The sequence below is a fragment of the Streptomyces griseoruber genome, from assembly GCF_001514205.1.
Classification (GTDB): domain Bacteria; phylum Actinomycetota; class Actinomycetes; order Streptomycetales; family Streptomycetaceae; genus Streptomyces; species Streptomyces griseoruber.
Window position 1 is genome coordinate 857,194 of record NZ_KQ948764.1, and the last position, 24,151, is coordinate 881,344.

Annotated in this window: 23 protein-coding genes; 15 read left to right on the plus strand and 8 right to left on the minus strand. The window is 69.6% G+C overall.

Going from position 1 to position 24,151, the window contains the following annotated elements; all coding sequences use genetic code 11:
- Positions 1-40: 40 nt before the first annotated feature.
- On the minus strand, positions 41-613 hold the full coding sequence (locus tag AQJ64_RS08240) for a PadR family transcriptional regulator (RefSeq protein ID WP_055632572.1): 573 nt from the start codon (positions 611-613) through the stop codon (positions 41-43).
- Between the two features lie 126 nt (positions 614-739).
- On the opposite strand from AQJ64_RS08240, the gene AQJ64_RS08245 reads away from it, so the two are divergent.
- Both AQJ64_RS08245 and AQJ64_RS08250 read left to right on the plus strand, forming a co-directional pair.
- Complete coding sequence (locus tag AQJ64_RS08245) at positions 740-1,135, plus strand: nuclear transport factor 2 family protein (RefSeq protein WP_055632571.1); 396 nt, start codon at positions 740-742, stop codon at positions 1,133-1,135.
- The gene (locus tag AQJ64_RS08250; RefSeq protein ID WP_055632570.1) at positions 1,132-1,557 is read left to right on the plus strand and encodes a hypothetical protein; all 426 of its coding nucleotides are present in this window, start codon (positions 1,132-1,134) and stop codon (positions 1,555-1,557) included. The genes AQJ64_RS08245 and AQJ64_RS08250 overlap by 4 nt, the downstream gene beginning before the upstream one ends.
- 301 nt (positions 1,558-1,858) lie before the next feature.
- Here the strand turns inward: AQJ64_RS08250 and AQJ64_RS08255 are convergent, their stop codons facing one another.
- From AQJ64_RS08255 to AQJ64_RS08270, 3 genes are all read right to left on the minus strand, one after another.
- Positions 1,859-3,121: a DUF418 domain-containing protein gene (locus tag AQJ64_RS08255; protein WP_206189638.1), complete on the minus strand. Its 1,263-nt coding sequence runs from the start codon at positions 3,119-3,121 to the stop codon at positions 1,859-1,861.
- 683 nt (positions 3,122-3,804) lie between these two features.
- The gene (locus AQJ64_RS08265) at positions 3,805-4,917 is read right to left on the minus strand and encodes a sensor histidine kinase (protein ID WP_055632568.1); all 1,113 of its coding nucleotides are present in this window, start codon (positions 4,915-4,917) and stop codon (positions 3,805-3,807) included.
- Positions 4,914-5,609 (minus strand): response regulator, encoded by a 696-nt coding sequence (locus tag AQJ64_RS08270; protein WP_055632567.1) that lies wholly within the window; start codon positions 5,607-5,609, stop codon positions 4,914-4,916. The genes AQJ64_RS08265 and AQJ64_RS08270 overlap by 4 nt, the downstream gene beginning before the upstream one ends.
- Before the next feature lie 704 nt (positions 5,610-6,313).
- Between AQJ64_RS08270 and AQJ64_RS08275 the strand changes: the two genes are divergently transcribed.
- The gene (locus AQJ64_RS08275) at positions 6,314-7,150 is read left to right on the plus strand and encodes a TauD/TfdA family dioxygenase (protein ID WP_055632566.1); all 837 of its coding nucleotides are present in this window, start codon (positions 6,314-6,316) and stop codon (positions 7,148-7,150) included.
- Between the two features lie 33 nt (positions 7,151-7,183).
- Here AQJ64_RS08275 and AQJ64_RS08280 read toward each other — a convergent pair whose 3' ends face one another.
- Positions 7,184-7,786: a TetR/AcrR family transcriptional regulator gene (locus AQJ64_RS08280; RefSeq protein WP_055632565.1), complete on the minus strand. Its 603-nt coding sequence runs from the start codon at positions 7,784-7,786 to the stop codon at positions 7,184-7,186.
- Between the two features lie 815 nt (positions 7,787-8,601).
- Between AQJ64_RS08280 and AQJ64_RS08285 the strand changes: the two genes are divergently transcribed.
- The 7 genes from AQJ64_RS08285 (at position 8,602) to AQJ64_RS08315 (ending at position 15,066) form a co-directional block, all read left to right on the plus strand.
- Complete coding sequence (locus AQJ64_RS08285) at positions 8,602-9,645, plus strand: aromatic ring-hydroxylating oxygenase subunit alpha (protein WP_063788673.1); 1,044 nt, start codon at positions 8,602-8,604, stop codon at positions 9,643-9,645.
- Between the two features lie 11 nt (positions 9,646-9,656).
- The gene (locus AQJ64_RS08290) at positions 9,657-10,646 is read left to right on the plus strand and encodes a PDR/VanB family oxidoreductase (protein ID WP_063788672.1); all 990 of its coding nucleotides are present in this window, start codon (positions 9,657-9,659) and stop codon (positions 10,644-10,646) included.
- 112 nt (positions 10,647-10,758) lie between these two features.
- Complete coding sequence (locus tag AQJ64_RS08295) at positions 10,759-11,868, plus strand: ABC transporter substrate-binding protein (protein WP_055632564.1); 1,110 nt, start codon at positions 10,759-10,761, stop codon at positions 11,866-11,868.
- Positions 11,869-11,952: 84 nt separating this feature from the next.
- Positions 11,953-12,813, plus strand: a complete 861-nt coding sequence (locus AQJ64_RS08300; protein WP_055632563.1) for an ABC transporter ATP-binding protein — start codon at positions 11,953-11,955, stop codon at positions 12,811-12,813.
- On the plus strand, positions 12,810-13,589 hold the full coding sequence (locus AQJ64_RS08305; RefSeq protein ID WP_055632562.1) for an ABC transporter permease: 780 nt from the start codon (positions 12,810-12,812) through the stop codon (positions 13,587-13,589). The genes AQJ64_RS08300 and AQJ64_RS08305 overlap by 4 nt, the downstream gene beginning before the upstream one ends.
- Positions 13,586-14,419, plus strand: a complete 834-nt coding sequence (locus AQJ64_RS08310) for an ABC transporter permease (RefSeq protein WP_055632561.1) — start codon at positions 13,586-13,588, stop codon at positions 14,417-14,419. The genes AQJ64_RS08305 and AQJ64_RS08310 overlap by 4 nt, the downstream gene beginning before the upstream one ends.
- 32 nt (positions 14,420-14,451) lie before the next feature.
- Positions 14,452-15,066: a nucleoside deaminase gene (locus AQJ64_RS08315; RefSeq protein ID WP_055632560.1), complete on the plus strand. Its 615-nt coding sequence runs from the start codon at positions 14,452-14,454 to the stop codon at positions 15,064-15,066.
- Here the strand turns inward: AQJ64_RS08315 and AQJ64_RS08320 are convergent.
- The 3 genes from AQJ64_RS08320 to AQJ64_RS08325 form a co-directional block, all read right to left on the minus strand.
- Complete coding sequence (locus tag AQJ64_RS08320; RefSeq protein WP_055632559.1) at positions 15,030-15,272, minus strand: hypothetical protein; 243 nt, start codon at positions 15,270-15,272, stop codon at positions 15,030-15,032. The genes AQJ64_RS08315 and AQJ64_RS08320 overlap by 37 nt on opposite strands.
- 669 nt (positions 15,273-15,941) lie before the next feature.
- Entirely contained in the window at positions 15,942-16,073 is a 132-nt protein-coding gene (locus tag AQJ64_RS51680; protein ID WP_276206627.1) for a hypothetical protein, read from the minus strand.
- Positions 16,074-16,097: 24 nt separating this feature from the next.
- Complete coding sequence (locus AQJ64_RS08325; RefSeq protein WP_055632558.1) at positions 16,098-16,784, minus strand: TetR family transcriptional regulator C-terminal domain-containing protein; 687 nt, start codon at positions 16,782-16,784, stop codon at positions 16,098-16,100.
- Between the two features lie 327 nt (positions 16,785-17,111).
- Between AQJ64_RS08325 and AQJ64_RS08330 the strand changes: the two genes are divergently transcribed.
- From AQJ64_RS08330 to AQJ64_RS08350, 5 genes are all read left to right on the plus strand, one after another.
- Positions 17,112-18,425, plus strand: a complete 1,314-nt coding sequence (locus AQJ64_RS08330) for an ABC transporter substrate-binding protein (protein ID WP_055632557.1) — start codon at positions 17,112-17,114, stop codon at positions 18,423-18,425.
- A 97-nt stretch (positions 18,426-18,522) separates the two neighbouring features.
- The gene (locus tag AQJ64_RS08335) at positions 18,523-20,556 is read left to right on the plus strand and encodes a branched-chain amino acid ABC transporter permease (protein ID WP_240512519.1); all 2,034 of its coding nucleotides are present in this window, start codon (positions 18,523-18,525) and stop codon (positions 20,554-20,556) included.
- Complete coding sequence (locus AQJ64_RS08340) at positions 20,553-21,368, plus strand: ABC transporter ATP-binding protein (RefSeq protein ID WP_055632555.1); 816 nt, start codon at positions 20,553-20,555, stop codon at positions 21,366-21,368. Before AQJ64_RS08335 ends, AQJ64_RS08340 begins: the two co-directional genes overlap by 4 nt.
- Positions 21,365-22,078 (plus strand): ABC transporter ATP-binding protein, encoded by a 714-nt coding sequence (locus tag AQJ64_RS08345; RefSeq protein ID WP_055632554.1) that lies wholly within the window; start codon positions 21,365-21,367, stop codon positions 22,076-22,078. Before AQJ64_RS08340 ends, AQJ64_RS08345 begins: the two co-directional genes overlap by 4 nt.
- A 126-nt stretch (positions 22,079-22,204) precedes the next feature.
- Positions 22,205-23,059 carry an alpha/beta hydrolase gene (locus tag AQJ64_RS08350; protein ID WP_055632553.1) on the plus strand — a complete coding sequence of 285 codons (855 nt, stop codon included), beginning with the start codon at positions 22,205-22,207 and terminating at the stop codon, positions 23,057-23,059.
- Positions 23,060-24,151: the final 1,092 nt, after the last annotated feature.

The following is a 24,151-nucleotide window of genomic DNA, read 5'->3' on the forward strand; positions in this document are numbered from 1 at the left end:
GTCCGTGCCGTGCCCGCCGGGCAGGTCCGGTCGCCCGGCCTCACCCACCGGTGGGGGCCGCGGCGCGCTGTTCCAGTCGGGTCAGGGCCAGCGTGCCCCACCGGAGGTTGTCCTGTTCCAGGGCCATCCCCCGCAGCAGGGTGAGATAGGGGCCGATGCGCTCGGCGGTCGCGAAGAACTCGTCCTCGGTGCGTCCGTCCAGAAGGCGTTTGCGCAGCCGCTCGTAGCGGGCCAGCTTGGCGGCAGACGACTCCATGCGCTCGGCGATCGCGGCCCGTACGGCCTCGGTGTCGCCGGCGTCGACGCACTGGACCTTGACCATCAGCTCGTCCCTGATGGCCGTCGGCCTGGACGGGGATTCGGCGGTGTAGGCGCGCACCGCCTCCAGTCCGGCCGCGGTGAGGGAGAACAGCCGTTTGTTGGGGCGGCGCTCCTGCTCCACGACGCGGGCCGTGATGAGCCCGTCGCCCTCCATGCGCTCCAGTTCCCGGTAGAGCTGCTGGGGCGTGGCCATCCAGAAGTTGGCGACCGAGGCGTCGAAGCCCTTCGCGAGGTCATATCCGGACGCCTCGCCCTCCAGGAGAGCGGCCATCACCGCGTTGCGCAGAGCCATGCCAGTCAATCTAACACCTGGTTGATTAGTCAAAAAAGTGATTAGTAAACCCTGGACACGCCACACATCCCGACCCTAATCTGCGATGCACCTATTCAAATCGTTGATTACATGAGGTGGCCTTCCATGCATCCCTTCCGTAAAGCCGTCGAAGCGGGCGACAAGGAGGCCGTAGCCGCCCTGCTGGCCGAGAACGTCGTCTTCACCAGCCCGGTCGCCTTCAAGCCGTACCCGGGCAAGGCGATCACCGCCGCGATCCTGAACGCCGTGTCGGAGGTCTTCGAGGACTTCACCTACATCCGGGAGATCGCGAACCCGGACGGCCGCGACCACGCCCTGGTCTTCACCGCCACCGTGAACGGCAGGCAGCTCACGGGCTGCGACTTCCTCCACTTCGACGAGGAGGGCAGGATCGACGACTTCATGGTGATGGTCCGCCCGCTCTCGGGCGCGAACGCGCTGGCCGCTGCGATGGGCGCGAAGTTCGACGAGATCGCCCGCGCGGCGGGCGGCCATGAGTGACGTCGACGCCGTTCGGGCGGGGCCGCTACGAGTTCGAGACGGCCCCGCACGAGCTCTCCGGTGTCGGGTCGGAGGGCCAGACGCTCTCCCTGCGGGGCCCGTACGAGAGGCTGGGCGCCGTCGACCGCCTCGACTTCGGCGAGGAGCACCGCCCCCTACCGGGCCGTGGTGCCGGCGAGTACGACGTGACGCTGCCCGCGGACCGGGCGGCCGCCGCGGACGTGCCCGGCGACGCCATCCCCGGCAACCGTGAGCGGGTCGAGCGGTTCTTCCGGGCGGCCCGGCATCGCGGGACAATGCCGGACGCGACGGTACCGACCCTTTTCGTACGCTCGCGCCGACTCCGCGCCCTCCGGGATGCCGCCGCAGCGCCGTCGCATCCATGCGTCTCCCACACAGCCACGGCCAGCAGCGACATATAAGCGGAGCAGGACGCGAGCGAGGGCGGAGGGTTTCGGCGATCGCCCAGCCCGCCAGGCGCCGGGACGCGAGGCCGATGACCGTGGCCAGATACAAGAGGCCCGGATCCTCGCGTCCAGCCAGCGTCCAGAATCCGACGTCCAGACGCTCGCGCAGCCCACCCACGACACCGTCCTCCAGCCGTGGGCTGATACGTCTGTGCAGGTCAGAGTGACCTCAAGTAACTCTGATGGCACCGGAGTCGAGCTCACGAGCAGCGGATTCAGCCTGGTCACTGTGGGAGTTCACACCCCGGCCCGGGTCTCATCGCAGGTGCTTCGCAGGCTTGGTGGCGGCGTTGAGCAGGTACTCCAGGGGGCCGCGGCGGAAGAAGCGGGACCAGATCGCGGCGAACAGGATGGCTCCGAGGACGTAGATGATCAGGGGCAGCCAGGACTGCTGGGTGCCGGTTCCGGCGGGCGTGGAAAATGCGGTCTGTGCGAGGAAGTGGCCGACGTAGGCGGTCAGGGACATGGTGCCCACGGCGATGACCGGCTTGGCCAAGCGGCGCAGTCGCGGCAGGCGGTCCATCGCCACCGTCGCGCCCACTATCACGAGGATCGCGATTCCGACGCTGCCGATGATGTCGAACGTGGTTCCGCTGTGCGGCCCGGCCTTCAGGAGAAACGACGCGGACATGTCGGGGAACGACCCTGCATCAGTGGGCATCGACCCGCTGCCGGTGGGCATCGAACCGGAGCCGCCGGACGACGACCCGTCTTCCGCCGTGCTCCTCAACGCGCCCGATCCGGCGAGCAGCAGGGACATGCCGTAGGCGGCCGCGGTGAGCGAGGCGCCGAGCGCGGCCAGGCGCTTCAGGATGGTGCCGCAGGAGAGGTCGAGGCGGCCCAGCGCCATGCCCGCGATGACGAACGACATCCACGTGAGCGCCGGGTAGAAGCCGGTGAGCAGCAGATCGAGGACGCCGACCTCGCTGAGGTGACGGAGCGGGTCGTAGGTGTTGATGCTCTGCTGGACCGACGGGGTCAGCAGCGAGGTGAGGACGAACGCCAGCTGCGGTGTGACGAGGGCGAACGCGGCCGCGATGATCGCGAGGGTCCTGGCGCTCAGTCGCACCAGGGGCAGGGCGAGGAGGAAGTAGACGCCGTAGAAGCCGAGGATGATCACGCCCCCGTACTCCATCGCCATCACGGTGCCCAGCGCCAGCAGGATCACGGCGCGGATCGCGATGCGGGCCCTCGCCTGCCGGCCCGCCTGGCCGGTCTTGGGCTCGCGGCGGCCGGCGAGCAGCATCAGGGAGAACCCGGCGAGGGTGGCGAACAGGACCGACGAGTGACCGTCCGATATGTATCGGATCCAGCTGCCGACGCCAGTCGTGGCGGAAAGCGGGGGGCCGATGTGCACGACGTACATGCCGAACACCGCCAGCGCGCGGGCCAGGTCCACCCCGACGATGCGTCCCATCGAAGGACCGGGCGAGGCCGGGGACTCGGGGGAGGTCTGGGGCGGCGGAGGCGAGTTCTCCTGCGGAGCTGACGTCTCCTGCGGCGGCTGTGTCTGTGTCATACGGAGAACCTCGCGTGGACGTCCGGGGGCTGACCATCCGGCAGTCTTCGGGCTCTCCCCCGCCGATCGGCGGGTACCGCCCTGCCGACAGGCGGAGTCTCGTCCTGACCGGTCGGTCCGGTGCGACCGGACGGGCGGTGTTGTTCGGCCACTTGGCGGGGGTGGACCCGACGGTTGCCGGATGGGCCCGTGGCGGCCGCCCTGGCCCCGGCCCTGGCTCATGGATACGCCCACCAGATCGCTCACCGCGATGCTCAGGGCCGTCCCGGCATACGGGGAGTGGTGCGCGCAGTCCTCGCCGAATGGCCGCTGGTAGTGGCGGCGTTGCCCACCACACTGCTGCTGTGGGGGGCGGGCCTTGGCTGGTGGCACTCCACAGGCCTCGAGTACGTCGCCTTCGGAATCAACACCGTCCTGCTCCTGGGCTGGGGCCTGCTCGCCTCCCGGGCCGCAGACCGGGCCGTCGCCTTGGTCAGCACCCTGCTGAAGTGGGGCGGCGATCAGGGCCGTCAGCCTGGTTCCGGCATCCTCACCGGGCTGACGTGGCACCGGACACGGTCGGGACGGGGAGCTGGACGAAAGGCAAGCCGGCGGAGCACGGTCCAGGGGCGTCGGCGTGCGCTGCCGGTTGAGGCTCACGTGTGAGCCGCACGCCGCAAGCCGCAAGCCGACAGAACAGCATGTCAGTCCGCGCTCAGGGGAACCCTCAGCCGCACCCGGTAGCCGCCCTGAGCAGTCGGGCCCGCGTCCAGGGAGCCGTGCAGGATCTCGGCCCGTTCCCGCAGGCCGACCAAGCCCTGCTGCGAACCGGGCAAGGAGAGGGAGGGGCGCGTGGGAGGGGTGTTGGTGACGGTCACTCCCATACCGTCCCCGTCCTGCCACAGCTCGACGCGAGCGTTGGCGCCGGGGGCGTGCTTGCGGACGTTGGTCAGCGCCTCCTGAACCGTGCGGTAAAGGGCGCGTTGGGCGGGTGTGCCCACGGTGGGCGGCAGTTCACCCGTCAGCTCCGTGTGAGTGCCGCTGGATTCGACCAGTCTGCGCAGGTCGGCCAAGGTGGGCTGCGGCGTCAGCTCGGTGGATTTGCCGCCGGAGGCGCGCAGCAGCGTGACCATGGTGCGCAGTTCGTCGAGGGTGGTGACGCTCAGCGAACGGATCGTGCGGGCGGCCTCCTTGGCGTCCGCGTCCCGCGTGGCGACCTGCAACGCCCCGGCCCGTACGGCGATCAGGCTGACCTGGTGGGAGACCACGTCGTGCATCTCGCGGGCCAGCTGGGCGCGCTCACGGGCGAGCACGGCCTGGGCGTGCAGGGTCCGCTCGTGCTCCCTGGCCTCCTCGACCTCGGCCAGCCGCCGCGCCAGGTCCCGTCGTGCCTGGAGAAGCTGGCCGAAGAGGACCGGGGCGGCGCTGGTTGCCAGGCCGTACACGAAGAAGACCAGCGTCATGGTCCGGTCCGCCTCGGCCAGGGGCCACGGAGTACTGCTCGCGACGGCGGCCAGGACGACGCACACCGCGAGGAGACGGCGGTTGCGGGAGCGTTCGGCCAGCGTGAACAGCGCCGCGAGCACAGCGACGGCGACATCCTGCATCAGCGCGATGGGCAGGGTGAGCAGGAAGACGCCGAGCGGGAACCTGCGCCGGAACGCCAACGCGGCGCAGCCGACCGCGGCCAGCGTGACCTCGGGACGCGTGTGCTCCCACATGTCCACCACCAGCACATCCACGGCCGCCACCGTCACCAGGACGATGTCGACGACCGGCGCGGGAACCCGCTGCCACACGGCACGTGTACGGCTCATCGGCCGGCCTCCGACCGCGGGCGCTCGTCGAGCAGCCCGGCCCGCTGCGCCAGCAGCGCGGCCTGCACCCGGCTCGTCACCCGCAGCTTCGTGAGGATCGCGCTGACGTGGTCCTTCACCGTGCCCGCCCCCAGGTGGATACGCGCCCCGATATCGGCGTTCGACAGCCCCTCCGCCACCAGGACGAGGACGTCGCGCTCCCGCGCGGTGAGCAGCCGGACCCGCGCGGCCTCCTCGTCGACGGCCGCCTCGGTGCCGGGGTGGCTGTGCACCAGCGTCCGCGACGCCTTGGGCGACAGCACCACACCGCCCGCGACCAGGGTCCGCACCAGGTGGGCAAGCTGCTCCGGCTCCGTGTCCTTGAGCAGGAAGCCGGCCGCGCCGGAGTTCAGCGCGGTCAGGATGTACTCGTCGGCGTCGAACGTGGTCAGCATCGCCACCACCGGCGGATCCGGCATCGTCCGCAGCCCGCGCAGGACGGTGAGCCCGTCGACGTCCGGCATCCGGATGTCCAGCAGCACCACGTCCGGCCGCTCCCGCCGGACGGCCTCCACCGCGTGGCCGCCGCTCGCGGTCGCGACGACCTCGATGTCCTCGGACGCGCCCAGAATGAGTTCGAAGCCCGAGCGGACCAGTGCCTCGTCGTCGACCACCACTACCCGGATCACGCGCTCCGCCTCACCTTCGTTCATGCCGTCCGGCCCATGTCGACTCGACCCTAAAGCCACGTAGAGCTCTTGCGGCCCGGCGAGCGGCAGCTCCAGCCACACGGCGGGGTAGCACCCACGACTCGGCAGGGACATGGCAGCCTTCTGCCGGATAGTCCGTGATCGGCCCGGGTCTCCAGCCTGAGGGTCATGACCCATCACCCGGACTCCCCGCCGCTTACGGCCGACGCGCCGTCCCCCGAACGCGAGCGCAGCGAGCCCTCGACCGGCGCGCCCGGCGTGGGCCGGCTGACAGGGCTGGACCTGGCCCGCGGCCTGGCCGTCTTCGGCATGTACGCGGTCCACGTAGGCCCCGCCCCCAGCCAGGGCGGGGTCATCGGCTTCCCTCTCGTGGTTGGCGCTCCGGCTGACCGGCGGCGCCAGGGAGCTGGCGGCCGGGATGCCTGGCATGAAGGAGTTCGACGTCCTCAAGGACCGCGGTGCCATGGACAGCACCCTCGTGTTCTCGACCCGCAGCCGGGCCACTCCCTCGGCCCCGCTCTCGCCCCGGCCGCTGCTGGATCAGGTTCAAGCTGTGCATGGCACGAGCCCGGGGCCGGATGGACTCCAGGGTCCGCATGGGCAACCCGAAGCACGCGGGTGCGTCACTCTGGTGAAACACGGGGCTTCTACGCTGATTGAACCGATTGGTTCAATCGGGCTTGGTTCCGCGGACTTCAGGAGGCGCTGTGTTGGACGTCAGCACCGCAAGTTTCATCCCGCGCAAAATAACCGGCCCACAGGAGGCGGCAGCGGTGCTCGCCGCCGAGGGCGCGGCCATCATGACCGGGCTGCCGGACGAGGAGACGGCGGTCGCGATGGGCCGCGCGATCATGGGGGACCGGGCTGTGCGTTGCGGCACCCAGTTCGAGGCGACGAAGGAGAGCGGCCGGGTCGAGGCGATGAAGATGAGGGCGCAGCCCGCCGACAGGCGTGGCCGCAAACGCGACGCCGGCCCGGCCGAGGAGCGGATGGTCGCCCACAACGACGGCTTCGCTTTCGGTGACTACGCCCCCGACCATCTGTTCCTGTGGTGCGAGCGGCCCGCGGCCAGCGGCGGCGACTCTTTCCTGATCGACACCGCCCGGCTGCTGGACCTGCTGGCCGCCGATCCCGGCAGCACCGCGCTTGCCCACTTCTGCCGCACTGTCGACATCGACCACTCCGAGCCCAACTACCCCCAGGGCGGCTTTTCGCCGATCGTCCGGCGGACCCCGTCGGGCCGCTTCCAGGGCCGTCACCATCCCTATCTCGCGCCGGTCGAGGGCCCGTTGGAGTCGGAGCACTGGACGTATGTGCGCGCCTGGCAGGACGCGGTCGTCGCGGCCCGTGACAGCGGGCCGATGTTCCGGGTGGGCCCGGGTGAGATGATCTGCATCGACAACTACCGGGTGCTGCACGGCAGGGACGGGCACAGCGATCCGCTGCGCAAGGTCTGTTCGATCTGGGGCTGGAGCCAGGACGCGGTCGCCATTCCGGACGGCCCACTGGACATTGTCGTCCCCCGGATCCCGATGGCTTCTTGAAAACCCCATCGCCCAGGCTGATGTGACGGAACATCAGGATTCAGGAGCGGCGGCCGTCGCCGCCCGCCGGGCGATCGACTCGGCGGCGGACGCGATCACCCGATCGGTCCCGGCCCGGTCGCCCGAGGTGATCAGGTCCAGTTGCAGGCCGCGCCACAGCGCGACCAGTTCCTGGGCCAGATCGTCCGCGGCGGCCCTCGGCACACCGCCGCCGCCCAGCGAGGCCGCGAGCTGTTCGCGCCAGTCCCTGCCTACCGACCCCAGGAAGCTGTCGAACCGACCGCGTTGATGCGCGGCCAGGCCCAGCGCCTCGAAGAACGTCCGGTGGAACGGCAGGTTCTCGGCTGCCGCCACTGCGTCCCAGGCCGCGGTAATCCGCTCGCGCAGCGGGCGCGGCTGGTCGTCCATGATGGCGAACGCCTTGCCGAGAATCGGGAAGCGCCCGCTCGCCTCGGCCAGCGCAGCCGTGATCAGCTCCTCCTTGGAGCCGAAGTAGTACAGCAGCATGCGATTGTTGGTGCCGATCGCGCTGCCGAGCTTGCGCAGGGTCATCTCCGCGACGCCGTGCTCCAGGATGTAGTCCGCGGTCAGCCCCAGCAGGCGGTCGCGTTCGGGCAGGGCCGGGGTATCGGGCATGGCCAGCACATTACCCGCAGCTCAGCGGGCCTGACCGAGCGGATCGGGGCTCGACGAGACACTCATGGACACGGCGGCCTTCAGCAGCACCTCGGCCCGCAGCCAGGGATTGATCACATGCACCCACAGCTTGATCACCTGGTTGCCCAGAATGGACGGCCTGTCTCCCGCTACGGGCCCGACCCCGGTTCCGCCCTGAACGCTGGAACCTGCGCGTTCACGACGCCACCTCCGCCGGCTCCGAACACGGCTTCCCACTCCGCCTGGTCGAGTTCGGCGCGAGTGTGGCAGTGCTGGGTCATCGAGACCATTCCCATGATTCCGATGATCCCGAGGCACGGAGAATTCCAATGCCTGCCACGGTTGCGCGGGCTCTCGCTTCGGCACCCCGAGCCAAAACCGGGCATGGAATCCGTAAGTAACAAACACGGAATGACAGGGCAATCTCCGTGCGTCAGTCTCGGCTTGGTCGTCCGGCGACAGACAGTCGGCACTGAGCACGGAGGGAAGCGCGATGAGCTTTGTCAGCGAGTGCAGCACAGACCTCCGGTGCCGTGCCCACCAGTCGGCCTGGACGCGCGGACGCGTGGCGCACGGTTCACATCCGGAGTCGGAGGGCTCTCACAACTGACCTCATACCGACAACCGCGGCCGGTGCCCTGCCCGGTCTGCGGTTCCACGGTGTCTCTGGCCCGGGATCGGCTTGTCGCCGCACTCTTTCGCCTCGCACGTGTCCCACGCCGTCGTCCTGGCGTGCGCGCCTCACAGGTGTCTGTCCGGCCGTTCCCAGCCGCGCTACGCAGAAGGATTTTTGCATGACCACTGCTCCGCCCCGGCCCGTCCTGCCCCGGGACTGCACGTTCGATCCCGACGACTGGGCGATCCTCGCCCGGCACTGGTATCCGGTCGCCCTGTCGAGCGAGATCGGCGACACCCCGACCGCCGTGCGCCTGCTCGACGAGACCCTGGTGGCCTACCGAGCGCGGGGCAGCGTGGTCGTGGCCCACGACATCTGTCCGCACCGCGGGGTGCCGCTGAGCCTCGGCGGCGGCGACGGGACCGGCATCACCTGCGCCTATCACGGGCTGCGGTTCGGCGAGGGCGGCCGGTGCGTGCAGGTGCCGGCCCATCCGGAGTCGAAGATCCCGTCCCGGCTGAACCTTCGGACCTACCCGGTCGTCGAGCGGTACGGCCTGGTGTGGACCTGCCTGCGCCCGGAGCCCGACGCGGCCCCGGTGATCCCGACCATGGCCCACTGGGACGACGAGGACTTCCAGCAGATCAACTGCCCCTGGATCGACATCGCCGCCTTCGCCGGACGCCAGGTCGAGGGCTTCCTCGACGTCGCCCACTTCGGCTTCGTCCACCTCGACTCCTTCGGCGACCCCGACAACACCGAGGTCCCCGACTACACCCCCGTCCGCCACCAGTACGGCCACTCCGTCGACTACTGGAGCACCGTCAGCAACTACCCGCACGGCAGCACCAAGCAGGCCCCGCCCGGCTACCAGTGGCTGCGCCGCTTCGACGTGCACCTACCCTTCACGGCCACCCTCGTCGTGTACTTCCCCGACGGCGGACTGCTCAACATCATGAACGCCGCCTCCCCGGTCTCCGCCCGCCAGACCCGCATGTTCGCCCCGATCGCCCGCAACTTCGACACCGACCAACCCGTCCAGGCCGTATACGACTTCAACCGCACGGTCTTCGAGGAGGACCGCGCCATCGTCGAGGTCCAAAGACCCGAGAACCTCCCCCTCGACCCGAAACTCGAAGTCCACATCCCCGCCGACCGCAGCTCCATCGCCTACCGGCGCGGCCTGCGCGACCTGGGCCTGAGTCACTTCTTCACCGCGTAGGGGCCCCCACCGTGCAGACACTCGACGTCATCGTCCACACGATCTCCCTCGCCTCCGGCACCAGCCTCAGTTACGAACTCCGGGCGGCGGACGGCGGGACCCTGCCGTCCTTCGAGGCCGGCGCCCACATCGACGTTCATCTCGGGCCCTCCCTCGTCCGTCAGTATTCCCTGTGCAACTCCCCCCGGGAAAAAGGCCGTTACCTGATCTGCGTACGGCGCGACGACACCGGCCGGGGCGGCTCCCGCACCCTGCACCGCGACCTCACCGTGGGCCGACGGCTACGGATCTCGCCCCCGCGCAACCACTTCCCGCTCGTGACGGCCGAGCATCACGTGCTCGTCGCGGGCGGCATCGGCATCACACCCCTGCTGTCGATGGCCGAAGCCCTGGCCGCGCGGGGAGCGTCGTTCGTCCTGCACCACTACACCTCCAGCGCGGCGGAGGCCCCTCTCCTGGAGCGGCTCCAGACGTCCGCTCTCGGCGAGCGGACAGTAGTCCACCACAGCGACCAGGGGGACACCGCCCGCGCGGGGCTGCCCGCCGAACTCCTGGTCCCGGAACCGGACACGGCCGTCTATGTCTGCGGGCCCGAGGGCTTCATGACGCACGTCGTGGCCAAGGCGACCGCTGCGGGCTGGCAGCCCGGCCAGCTTCACACCGAACGCTTCGCCCCGGGGGCTCCGCCATCCACCGGAGGCGGAGAGGGAGACGCAGCGAAAGCCGAAGCCGCCACCGCGTTCACCGTACGGATCGCGAGCACCGGCACCGCCTATCCCGTCCCCGCCGACCGCACCATCGCCGAGGTCCTCACCGCCCAGGGCGTCGAGGTCGAGCTCTCCTGCGAGCAGGGCATCTGCGGCGCCTGCCTCACCACCGTCCTGGCCGGCGAACCCGACCACCGCGACGAGGTCCAGACCCCCGACGAGCGCGCGGCCAACGACCGGATCACCGTCTGCTGCTCCCGCGCCCGCACCCCCGAACTCCTCCTCGACCTGTGACCCGGGATCCCTGATCCCAGGTCACAGGTCGACCGGAGACCGGCCCGGCCTGTCCGGGCCACGCCCCACCCATGTGCCGGTGCCCACCCGGCCAGTGAAAGGAAAGCGCGCCATGACCAGAAGTACGAACAGTGACGGCAGAGCGTTCGCCGCCGCCACCGACCGCCGTCTCTTCCTCAGGCGGGGACTGCAGCTGGGCGGTGCCGCGCTGCTCGGCGGCCCGCTGCTCGCCGCGTGCGGCGGTTCCGACTCGTCGTCCTCGGCCTCCTCCCCCACGGCCTCCGGTTCCAAGAGTTTCGGTGAACTGACGCTTCGGCTGTCCTGGATCAAGAACGTCGAGTTCGCGGGCAGCTACATCGCGGACAGCAAGGGCTACTACACGGACGAGGGCTTCTCGAAGGTCACGCTGATCGGCGGCGGGCCGTCCGCGACGCCGATGGAGACGGACGTCGTCACCAAGAAGGCACTCGTGGCAATCAGCGCCCCCGACATCACAGGCGCGGCCGTCGCCAAGGGCGCGCCACTGAAGATCATCGGTGCGCAATACCAGAAGAACCCGTTCTGCATCATGTCGATGGCCAAGGCGCCGATCGCCAAGCCGGAGGACATGTACGGCAAGAAGATCGGTGTCCAGGCGGGCAACGAGTCCGTGTGGGCGGCGTACATCAAGGCGACCGGGCTGGACGCATCGAAGATCACGAAGGTGCCGGTGCAGTTCGACCCGCTGCCTCTGACCCAGGGCACCGTCGACGGCTGGTTCTCCTTCGTGACGAACGAGCCGAACGCGCTGCGCCTGAAGGGCTTCAAGGTCGCCACGATGCTGCTCGCCGACACCGGCTACCCGCTGGTCTCGGAGACGTACTGCGTCCGCCAGGACACCATCGACAAGCAGCGCGACCTGCTCAAGGCGTTCCTGCGCGCGGAGATCAAGGGCTGGAAGGCGAACATCGCCGACCCGGCGCTCGGCGCGAAGCTCGCGGCCGAGACGTACGGCAAGGGGCTCGGGCTGACGACCGAGGAGCAGACCCTTGAGTCCAAGGACGAGAGCGAGCTGATGGTGAGCGCCGACACCAAGAAGAACGGCCTGTTCATGGTCACGCAGGCACTGATCGACGAGAACATCAAGACGCTGAAGTACGGCGGCCTCGACATCACCGCCGCCAAGCTCTTCGACCTCTCGATCCTCGAAGAGGTCTACAAGGAAAACCCCAGCCTCATCTAAGGCCCCCGGCGGTACCGGTGCGGCCCCGTCGTCCCGCCGGTACCTGCTTCCCGTACCCGCACCGCACACAGAGGTCACCATCTGATGAGTACCGCAGCAGCCGTTCCCGAGCCATCCGACGACTCGGGAGGCCCAGCCCATGCCGGCACCGGGCTGTCCCTGCGCGGGCTGAGCAAGGAGTTCAAGCTCGGCCGACAGCGCGTACCCGCACTGGCCGGCGTCGATCTGGACACGGCCGAGGGCCAGTTCCTGTCGCTGCTCGGGCCGTCGGGCTGCGGCAAGTCGACCGTCCTGCGGATCCTCGCCGGGCTCGACAGCCCGACCTCCGGTACGGCCCTCGTACACGGCGAGGACCCGGAGGCGGCCCGCAAACGGCACCACCTGGGCATAGCCTTCCAGGACGCCGCGCTGCTGCCGTGGCGCTCGGTCGCCGCCAACATCCGGCTCCCGCTGGAGATCAGCGGCATCAAACCCGACCCGGCAGCGATCTCCGACCTCATCAAGCTGGTCGGCCTCGAAGGCTTCGAGAAGGCCCGCCCCGCCCAGCTCTCCGGCGGCATGCGGCAACGCGTCGCCATCGCCCGCTCGCTGGTCGTCGACCCCAAGGTGCTGCTGCTGGACGAACCGTTCGGCGCACTGGACGACATGACCCGTCAGCGGCTCAACCTCGAACTCCAGCGCATCTGGCAGGCCCGCTCGGTGACCACCCTGCTCGTCACCCACTCCATCAACGAGGCCGTGCTGCTCAGCGACACCGTCGCCGTCATGTCCCCGCGGCCCGGCCGGATCGTGGAGGTCGTCACCATCGACCTGCCTCGGCCACGTACCCCGGAGATGATGCGCTCGCCCGAGTTCCACGCCTACGCCGACCAGTTGTCGGAACTCCTGTTCGGCCGCGCCGACGCCTCCGCCGACGCCCCCGATCCCGCGGCGGTGGCGTCATGAGTGCGCGGCGTTCCGCCTGGACCGGCGGGGCCATCGGCATCACCGCTCTGATCGGAGCGTGGTCGCTGCTGTCCACCACGGTCGTCAGCACCGGGGACGGCGTGCCCACCCCGTGGGCGGTCGTGGCGAGCGTGTTCGACGACGGCTGGTCCTTCTACAGCCCGCATGTCACGCAGACCGTGGGCGAGGCCCTGACCGGGTATCTGGTCGGCAACGGGCTGGCGCTGGGCCTGGCGGTGCTGGTGCTCCTGGTGCCCGTACTGGAGCGGGTGATCACGCAGATCGCGGTGGCCTCCTACTGCCTGCCCATCGTGGCGATCGGCCCGATCCTGTCCCTCGTCCTGGACGGAGACAAGCCGATGTCCGCGATGGCCGGGCTGTCCGTCTTCTTCACCACCCTCATCGGCGCACTGCTCGGGCTGCGCTCGGCCGACCCGGCCACGCTCGACCTGGTACGCGCCTACGGCGGCGGCCGCTGGCAGCAGATGCTGCGGGTCCGCCTGATCGCCGCACTGCCCAGCACACTGGCCGCACTCAAGATCGCCGGTCCGGCGGCGCTGCTCGGCGCGATCATCGGCGAGTACCTCGGCCGGGTCGACAGCGGCCTCGGCATCGCCATGACCATCGCCCAGCAGCAGCTCGACGTGCCCCGCACCTGGGGCATCGCCCTGGTCTCGGGAGCGGTGGCAGGCCTCGCGTACAGCGCGGTCGGGATCGTCACCCGCTACGCCCTGCCGTGGTCGCGCACGACGACAGTGGAAGGCGGACACGCATGAGCACCGCAACCCAGACACGGACGGCCCCCGCGCTGCGCTTCGCGGCGGGCGTGCTGCGCCCGCTGCTGAACGTGATCGTGACGATGACGGCCGTCATCGTCCTGTGGATCGCCTTCCTGCAGGTCTACGACCTGGACCCGCTGGTGGCCAAGTCGCCGGTCGACATATTCCACTACCTGTTCACGGGCGCGGACGCGGGCGCCCACCGCTCCCTGGTCTCCTCCGGTCTGGGCCGCACGCTGCTGGACGCCGGGTTCGGCTTCGTCGCCGGGCTGGCGGCGGCGGTGGGCGTGGCGGTCGTCTTCGTCCTCCTCCGGAGCGTCGAGCAGGCCCTGCTGCCGATGGCCGTCGTCGTACGCTCCGTGCCCCTGGTGGCGATGACCCCGCTCATCACGCTCATCTTCGGCCGCGGCCTGATGGCCACCACCGTCATCAGCGGCCTGATCGTCTTCTTCCCCGCCCTGGTCACCATGACCTTCGGCCTGCGCTCCGCCTCCCGCCAGGCCGCCGACCTGTGCCGCGCGTACGGCGCCGGGGACTGGACCATCGCCCGCAAGGTCATGCTGCCCAGCGCGGTCCCCGCGTTCTTCGCCAGCGCACGCATCGGCGTCCCCGGAGCCCTGATCGGCGCGATGCTCGCCGAATGGCTCTCCACCGGACAAGGCCTCGGCTACGCCATGCTCAAGGACTCCTCCACCTTCGACTACGACCACCTCTGGGCCTCGGTCGCCGTCCTCACCGCCGTGTCCGCACTGGCGTACAACATCATCGCGGCCATCGAGACCGTCGCCCTGGCCCGCTTCGCGCCCAACATCCGCCCGGGCACCTGACCCCATCCGGCCCACGACTGGAGACCTGCTCAATGGATGCCTCCGCCCTCGCCACGACGTTCGGCGCCCAGCTCCCCGCATGGGTGCTGACCGAGCTGGCCGGCGTGCCCGAGACCCTGCCCACCGACGAGGACCGCGTCCGTCTCACCAACCGGCTCGCTGAACGCAACCACCAGGAGGACACCGGCGGCCCGTTCGCCGCCCTGGTCGTCGAGACGGGGACCGGACGACTCGTGTCGGCCGGCGTCAACCTCGTACTGTCCTCAGGTCTCTCCTCCACCCACGCCGAGGTCGTCGCCGTCTCCCTCGCGCAGACCCGGCTGGGCGTATGGGACCTCGGCGCCCCTGGCGGCCCTGATCTTGAACTGGTCGTCAACTGGCGCCCCTGCGCCATGTGTTACGGCGCCGCGATGTGGTCCGGAATCCGGCGTCTGGTCATCGCCGGAGAAGGTCCCGAGGTGGAACGACTCACCGGCTTCGACGAGGGCCCCATGCGCGAGGACTGGGCTGAGCAGTTCGAGCAGCGTGGCATCCAGGTCGTGTCCGGCGTGCTTCGTGACGAGGCAGTCACGGTCTTCCAAACCTATGGTGAACGCGAGGATGCCGTCATCTACAACGCGCGCGGATCCGTGACCGTCACCCCGTAGCCGGCCCGGGTCGCGTCCCCGACCAGCAGACCGATCACGGCGGCGCCGACGCCGACGGTCAGGGTCCAGCCTTCCAGGTAGTGGTCGTGGTCGAAACGGACGACACCTTCATGGAAGTTCTCGGTGCCGAAGCCGACCGACCCGCTCCTCGCCACCGTGTGCGCCGCGCCGAACCATGTCCTGCTCAGCACCAGGGAATACGGCACAACCCCTGGACACCCTGGCCGACCGGTTGCCAGGCCGTGCCCACGCGGCGGGATCCGTACCGGGCGCGGTCGGCTGAGCCGACCCGCGGCAGATCACGCGCGAAGTAGCCTGCGTCGCCAACGTCCATGCCGACGACCAGGAGACACAACTGGAGCCAGGCCGCCGCTACCCGGGCGGGGCACTGCACGGACCGCGCACGTGAGCCGCCGACGGCAGAACTGCTACGACAAGACCGCATGCCCCCGTTCCTCTCGACGACGGCCTTCTCCTGCGCACCCCGGCCGCATGGCTTCGGAAAATCGCCGCTGACGCCGTAGGGCCGTTTCCTCTTGGGGATTTTCACTGCCCCCGGGCCCGCGCACCAGGGGCACCCGCATTCGCGCTGCCTCCGGTGCCGGCCCGGACACAGTCACCCGGACGGTGAGCGACGACCTCGATCGCTCACTCCGCCGCAGGTCAGAAGCCTGCAAAGGTGGGGCGGGTGGGACTCGAACCCACGGCCGACGGATCATGAGTCCTTTGAGGATCTTGACGACCCTTGACGACCCTTGACGACCCTTGCCGGTTCACGCCGTTCTTGCAGGTCAGACGTGCTGATCCGAGTCAGCCTGTGCACGATCCTGTCCACCGGACTGCGCATGGACCTGGGTCGCAGCGTGCCGATCGGATCAACCGAGGACGACCAGGATCACGGCCTGGCGGAACGCAACGGTGGTGTTGAGTTCCGGGGGCTGCGGAGATCTTGCTTTGAGCTTGGTGACGCGCTCCGTCCGCGTTCTGGCGGCCTTCGGCGCACTCATCGACGCATGGACGTGCGAACCCATCTACGCCGGTTCGGTGAACTGGTCGAACACCATCACGGCGGCGCGGGTGGCGAGGGACCAGCGGTCCTCTCCTTCCGGGTCCTCCAGGTTGGGGTGTCCGGCGATCCAGCGCATGTGGAAACCGTCAAGCAGGGCGGCGATGGTGGTGGCAAGGTGTTCGACCTTGTAAGGCGCGCGCATGCGCAGCCCGTAGACGTCCAGCAGCGTCCGATACGCCTCGCAGGCGACCTCGGTGAACGACTCGCCGTAGTGCCCCAGGGCGTCGCGGACGCGGGGGTTGGCGGCGCTGGCGTAGAAGCCGAGCAGCACGCGGTAGATCGGGTCCACGCGATGGTTCTCGTGGTTGTCCGTCAGGACGTCGTTGAGAGCCTCCTGCCAGGTCGTGCCACTGTCGACCGCCTCCTTGAAACGACGGACGCTCTCCGGCAGCCCCGGGACCAGTTCAGCCTGTCGGCCGGTGAGGTGGAAGAGGAGATCCGCCTGGAAGTCGGCCTGCGCGGGCCAGATCTGGTAGATGGATCCGGTCGTGATCGCCGGTGCTGTGTCGTCGCCCAGTCGCTCCCGCATGATGCGGGTGGCTTCCTCGGTGACCCGCTTGACGCGGATATGAGCAAGGGCCGCGGAGACGGCCGCCTCACTCGTGTCGGAGGTGCCGGCGCAGACGAGCTTGGTGGCCGCTTCCAGCATGAGGGCCCGGGTCTCTTCGGGTGAGCGCCGAGGGAGCCTGCGTCTCACGGCGTCCGCCGTCATGTCCTTCCCCTCCCATTGCATGATCGTTAATTCGGTGTGAACCGGGGCGTTGACAGGGTGCCAGCGTACACCTAGATTCCCGATCCGTAAGAAAGTTACGAAACTCGGAAGCCGCCAATCACCTGGCCTTTCGAAGTTCTCGGGCTGGTCCGAGACACCGGTCACCCCAGTGCGCCCGCCTGCCTTCCTCTGCCTTCCGTGCTCTCCCCGCATGCCGTGCCAGGCACCGCCGCCCTGCCGTTTTCCGATCCAGGAGGATCCCGCATGCCCGTAACCTCACGTCCTCTGAGACTCGGCCTCGTCTCCGCCGCCATGGCGCCCCTGCTGGGCGTCGCCGCATGCGGCGGATCTGGCACCAACGCCCCCGCATCGACCGGCACCTCCGGGGGTGGCTCCTCCGCAAAGGCGGAGTCCCGCCAGGCGAGTGACGTCGTGACCGACTACCTCGCCTACGTCGGCGGAAAGGCGGGCAAGGCCGACGCCGGCCTCGAACCGGTCACCCTGGGCTGGGTGAACGTCGAGGGCGGCCCCGGCGGCAACCCCGAAGCCACCCTGGGCGCCCGCGCCGCCGTGAAGTACGTCAACGACACGTTGGGCGGTATCGGCGGGCACCCGCTGAAACTGAACGTCTGCACGGTCGTGTCCGCCGAGGAGGAGGGGCAGAAATGCGGCCAGCAACTGCTCGGCGACAAGGAAGTCTCTGCCATCGGCGCGGGCAACCTCTACCTCGGAGACGCCTCCTTCAACTCCGTGATCGCGGGGAAGAAGCCCGTGCTGGTCGGAGTGGCGACCGGCCCGACCATGCCCACCGCGAAGAACACCTTCAGCACGTTCGGCGACCTGCCGCACATCTTCGGCACCTGGGGCACGTATGCCCGTGACGTGCTGAAGGCGAAGACCGCGGCGGTGATCCACACGAACACGCCCGGCGACAAGATCGCCTCCGGGGCTGCTGTGAAGGGCCTGGAAGCCGCCGGCCTGAAGGTGAAGTCCGTCGGATTCGACGCGCAGTCCACCGACCTGATCGGCCCGGTCACCGCGGCCGGGGCGAACACCGCGGATGTCGTGGTGCCCATCTCCATCGGTGGCGGATGCGTCGGGATCGCCAAGGCACTGAAGCAGCTCAGTGTCACCAAGCCGGTGGTCTCCACGCCGCTGTGCATGTCCCCCGATGTCGCCCAGGGTCTCGGAGGGGACCTGCCCACCTGGACGTACGGCGTCGCCCAGACGCTGCCGATGGACTCCTCGGCCGCCGACTCCCAGGCGTTCCTGAAGGCCTCGGCTCAGGCGGGGCTGGGCAAGGACGACCAGTCCAAGGTCTTCGCGCCGCTGGGCTGGAGCACTGTCCTGACGTACGCGAAGGTGCTCAACGCCATCGGCCCGGACAAGATCACTCCCGCGTCGGTGACCGAGCAGCTCAAGAAGTTCCCCGGGCCGGTCGTCATGGGCGCCGCAGAGGTCAAGTGCGGCAAGTACCCGGACGCCCCCGCCGTCTGCAACGACCAGGCGAGGTTCTACCAGTACGAGGGCAAGGGCCAGTTCAAGCCCCTGACCGACTGGATCCGCCCGCCCCGGTGAGACCCGCCCGCCCCCGCCGCCGCTGAGGCCGCACGCCCTCGCGGGACGCAGCCTCAGCAGCGCGGATTCGCGGATTCGCGGACTCATGACAGGAGTCATGAAATTGGAACAGATCCTGCTCTTCGCCGTGCTCGGCCTCGGCCAGGGGGCACTGATCGCCGGCATCGCGCTCGGCGTCGTGGTCACCTACCGGGGCTCGGGCATCATCAACCTGTCCACCGGCGCCGTCGCCATGGTCGCGGCCTATGCCTTCTGGGCCCTGACCACCGGTTTCTTCGAGTTCACGCTGCCCGTCGGGCCCGCTCTCGCCGGGGCCCTCGCGGTCGCGGTCGCCGTCGGAGTGCTCACGGAGGTGGCGGTCTTCAAGCCGCTGCGAACCGTCTCGCCCCTTGCCAAACTCGCGGCCTCGCTCGGTATCCTGCTCACCCTGCAGGCCACCGTGCTCCTGGTCTTCGGGGTTCAGCCGCAGCAGGCACCGAGCATCCTTCCGGCCGGCACCGTCACCATGCTGGGCATCACCACACCCTCCGACCGCTTCGTCCTGGCCGGACTGGTCGTCGTGATCGCCCTGGTCCTCGGGTCCTCGTACCGGTGGAGCCGCTTCGGCCTGGCCACCCGCGCGGCCGCGGAGAACGAACAGGCCGCTCTGCTGGCGGGCCTGTCACCCAACAGCGTCTCGATGGCCAACACACTCCTGGCCGCGCTGGTCGCCGGGCTGCTCGGTGTCCTGGCCGCGCCCATCGTCCAGGTCGACTCCATGACGCTCCCCCTGCAGGTGGTCCCGGCCCTGGCCGCCGCCCTCTTCGCCGGGTTCACCTCGCTGTGGATCGCCTGCACCGCAGGCATCCTCATCGGAGTGCTCCAGTCGATCGTGTACTACCTGTCCACACAGAGCTGGTTCCCGACCGACAACGGCAACGCCATGCCCGGCCTCCAGCAGCTCCTCGTCTTCGCCCTGATGGTCGTCGCCCTGTACGTGCGCGGCGCCGGTCTGCCGCGCCGCGGTGAAAGCGTCGAACAGCGGCTGCCCGAGGTGCCCCTGCCCGAGCGGCTGCTGCGTCCCGCCCTGATATCCGCCGCGGTCGCCGTCGCCGCACTGATCGTGCTCCCGTTCGACTTCCGCCAGGCACTCACGAACTCGATGATCGGCATGGTCATCGTCCTGTCGTACGTCGTCATCACCGGCTACGTCGGACAGATCTCCGTGATGCAGCTCGCGATCTCCGGAACCGCGGGCTTCGTCCTCTCCCACCTCTCGGTCGGGTGGGGTATCCCGTTCCCGTTCTCCGCCCTCGGCGCGATGGTGCCGGCCACACTGCTCGGAGCGGCCGCGGGCGTCTCCGCCTTGCGGGTGCGGGGTGTGAGCCTGGCCGTCGTCACCCTGGCCGCGGCCCTGGCCATGGAACAGGCGCTGTTCAACAACACCTGGTTCGGCGGAACGGCCGGAGTGTCCGTACCCCCGCCGCGCCTGTTCGGGACCGACCTCGGACCGAAGGCGGACTTCCGCGGCCTGGACGGCAACGAACCCAGCCCCATGTTCGGCTTCCTGGTCCTGGCCGTCACCGTCGCGCTCGGACTGTACGTCGCCCACCTCAGGCGCACCGGACTCGGCCGGCGGATGCTCGCCGTCCGCTCCAACGAGCGCGCCGCCGCGGCGGCCGGTGTCGACGTGCGGGCGGTGAAGATCGCCGCGTTCGCGATCAGTTCCTTCATCGCCAGCGCCGCCGGCACCCTCTACGGCTACAACTTCGGCTCGATCAGCGCCGCCCGCTTCACCGCTCTGGCCGCCCTCGGCCTGATCGGATTCGCCTACATCGGCGGCATCACGATGGTGTCCGGAGCCGTGATCGCGGGGCTGATGTCCACCGAGGCGCTGCTGCCCCACGCGCTGGACAAGTGGTTCGGGATCAAGGGGACCTGGGCCCTGCTCTTCGGCGGCGTCTCCCTGATCGTGACGCTGATCGCCAACCCCGACGGCATCGCGGGCGCCGCCCACCGCCGGAGGACGGCGAAGAGGGCGAAACGTGCGGCGGCCACGACGGGACCACCGAGCGACAGCGCATCCACCGTCGGCTCCCCGGAGATCCGCCTCGGCCGTACCGCTGCCGACGCCAAGGAGGTCGCATCGTGAACGTGCTCTCTGTCCGGCAGTTGGGCGTCAGCTACGGCGGCGTCCACGCGCTCAGCGATGTCTCCCTGGAGGTCGGCGAGGGCCAACTCGTGGGGCTCATCGGCCCCAACGGGGCCGGCAAGACCACCTTCGTGGACGCGGTCACCGGCCTCGTCACCGCCCGGGGAAGGGTGGAACTGGACGGCAAGGACCTGACCGGACGGCCGCCCCATGTACGGGCCCGCCGAGGGCTCGCCCGCACCTTCCAGAGCAGCGAACTCTTCGAAGACCTCACGGTCACGGAGAACCTCCAGGTCACGGCGGACCCTTCGACGTGGTGGACCGCGCTCGGCGAGACCTTCGGCCGCCGCCCGCCCTCGAACCCCGCTGTCCCGGAGGCCCTCTCGGCCCTGGGGCTGGAGGACCTGGCCGACGCCTCGGCAAGCGAGCTGTCCCAGGGCAGACGCAAACTCGTCGGTGTGGCACGGGCGTTGGCGGCCCGGCCCCGCGTCATCTGTCTCGACGAACCCGCGGCCGGCCTGGACACGACGGAGAGCGCCGAACTCGGACACAGACTGCGCGCGGTCGCTGACGCCGGCACCGCGCTGCTCCTCATCGACCACGACATGAGCCTCGTGATGGGGATCTGCGACCACATCGTCGTCCTGGAGTTCGGCAAGGTGATCGCCTCCGGGACACCGGCACAGGTCCGAACCGACCCAGCCGTCATCGCCGCCTACCTCGGGGCTTCCGCCGCCCAGCCCGCCACCGCGTCCGGCACTTCGGGCAATGGCTCCGCCAAGGCCCTCACCAGCACACCGGAGACACCATGAGTACCCCAGTCCTGGAGGTGGCCGGCCTCACCGCCGGATACGACGGAGCCGCTGTCATCCGCGGGATCGACCTCGAAGTGGGCGAGGGAGAAGTCGTCGCCCTCCTCGGGGCCAACGGAGCGGGGAAGACCACCACACTCAAGGCCGTCTCCGCCCTGCTGCGCCCACTCGCAGGCACGATCACCTTCAACGGAACGGACCTCGGCAGGATTCCGGCAGCGACGCGCGCCCGCCTCGGCATCGCCCACGTCCCGGAAGGACGCGGCATCTTCTCCGACCTCACGGTGGCGGAACACCTGCGCCTCAGTCACCGGGGCGAGCGCCTCGACCAGACGGCCGCCGAGCGTTACTTCCCCGCCCTGTCCCGCCTCCAGGACCGCAAGGCAGGACTGCTCTCCGGCGGCGAGCAGCAGATGCTCGCCATGGGACGAGCCCTGGCCCGCGGCCCCCAGCTGCTCCTGCTCGACGAGCTCAGCCTCGGCCTGGCACCCATCATCGTCGAGGAGTTGCTGCCCATCGTCAGGCGCTATGCCGACGACACCGGCTGCGGGGTGCTGCTCGTCGAACAGCACGTCGGGCTCGCCCTCGACATCGCCGACCGCGGCTACGTCCTGTCCCACGGCGAGATCACCACGCATGCCACGGCCCGGGAACTCCGGGCCGACCAGTCCCGGATCGTCGCCGGCTACCTCGGCGAACAGCACGCCTGACCCGGCCGGGCGGCCCCAACCGCCCGACACCGCAACCCCCGTGAGCCCGAACCGCTCGGGCAGCCCACCCCCTGCGACCCGGCGGGGCACTCAGGGCTGCCCCGCACACCCAGGACAAGGAGTCCGATGTTCACCTTCGACAGCGAAGACGGCGTCCAGATCCACGTGCACGTATGGAAGCCGGACACCCCACCGCGAGCCGTCGTCCAGATAGCCCACGGCATGGGAGAGCACGCCGGCCGTTACGCCCCCCTCGCGGCGGAGCTGACCGCCCAGGGATACACCGTCTATGCCAACGATCACCGCGGACACGGGCTGAGCAGGCACGCCGAGCCCGGTCATCTCGGGGACGACGGCTGGAACCGACTCGTCGGTGACATGGCCACCCTGTCGGAGACCATCCGCGAGCAGCACCCCGGCCTGCCCCTGGTGCTGCTCGGGCACAGCCTCGGTTCCTTCGCCTCGCAGCAGTACGTCCTGGACCACTCCCACCTGATCGACGCGCTCGCTCTCGCCGGTACCACCGCGGTCGACGTCATGCTCGCGGCACAGGCGCGGGACGCCGCGGAGGGAGGAGACCCGTTCCTCGCGCTCAACCAGGCGTTCCAGCCCAGCCGCACGCCGTTCGACTGGCTCAGCCGGGACGAACCGGCCGTCGACGCCTACCTCGCCGACCCCATGTGCGGCTTCAGCCTCGACGCCCAGGGCATGGCCGACATCACCATCGCCTCGACGTCACTCGCCCAGCCCAAGGGAATCCCGGCGGATCTGCCCCTCTGCGTCCTGGTCGGGGATCACGACCCGCTGAACGCCGATCTCTCACGCAGCAACCTGCTGGTCGAACGCTACGGCGAGGCCGGCCTCAACGACGTGACGTATCTCAGATACCCCGAAGCCCGCCACGAACTGTTCCACGAGACCAACAGACAGGAGATCGTCAGCGACCTGCTGGCCTGGCTGAACGGCGTCCTCGCCCGCTGACCCCGGCGCTGGGGACAGCGTCCCGGGGACCGCGAACGGTTACGGGGCGGGCGGCTGCCAGGCAGACGGCCACATGCGGGTTGGCCCCTCGCCGTCGACGCGGTGAAGGTGTCCTTGTCGGCAGGCTTGCCGGTCACATTGCCCCGGACGACGTCGACTCGGGCCAACTCTGATGTCACCGCGCCCAGCTGGGGTCGCCGGTCAGGGCCACGTTGACGGTCCGCGTGACCTTGGTGTCCTCCGACGCGCGCTCGTGTCCTTGACGTTTTCGCAGGTCAGATGAGGTTGCCCATACGGGTGCCGCCCCCATGACGCCGACAGCAGCCGACCCCCCCCCCCGTCGGCGCGGATGTCGACTGCTCCCTCGACGATCGGCCGGGCCAACCCCACTGACCGCCCGGCGATCTGGCCAACCGAACCATGGGGAGCCCGGCGAGAGCTCGGTGTGCCCCTTCAGGACCGTTTCCTCTTCGGGCCGTTTCCTCGCCTCGGGCCTGCGCACCAGGCGTACGGCATCCTCGCCGCCTCCACTGTCGGCGCCATGGACGGCAGCCCATGCCGCGTGCGGAGCAAAGGGGACAACGATTCGGCCCGGCGACACCCTCAGCTGGACCCACCTTCGCCGTCCCGGCCCCTGAGTCTTGGCATCGCGCCTCAGGGCAGTCGCCCGGACAGCGAGCGACAACCAAGATCGCCTACTTCGCCGCAGGTCAGACGGGTTGGAGATCCCCCGAGCACCGCCGGACCCCAAACCCACGAGCAGCGGATTCCCCTTCCAGGCGCGAAGGCTCCACCCCGGCCGTCGGGGCGGAGCCTCCATGACCGGTGTCGTTGGCTGTCAACGGCCAGGACGTCTACCGGTGCAGAGCCAGCCTTCAGGCCGACCGTCCTTCGCGGGCACACCGGGCCGTGAGAAAGGCGCTCTCGACGGTGAGGACTCATTCCGCCCGGCGAAAGGGCTGCCACCATACGGATCACCTCCGCTCGAGCGGAGGTGATCCGCCCACCGCGGGCTCAAGCACGACGCTCCAGCACCCCTCTACGCAGGAATTCACCGCCGGACAGGTCGTTCGTGAAAGTCCCCGGCTTGGG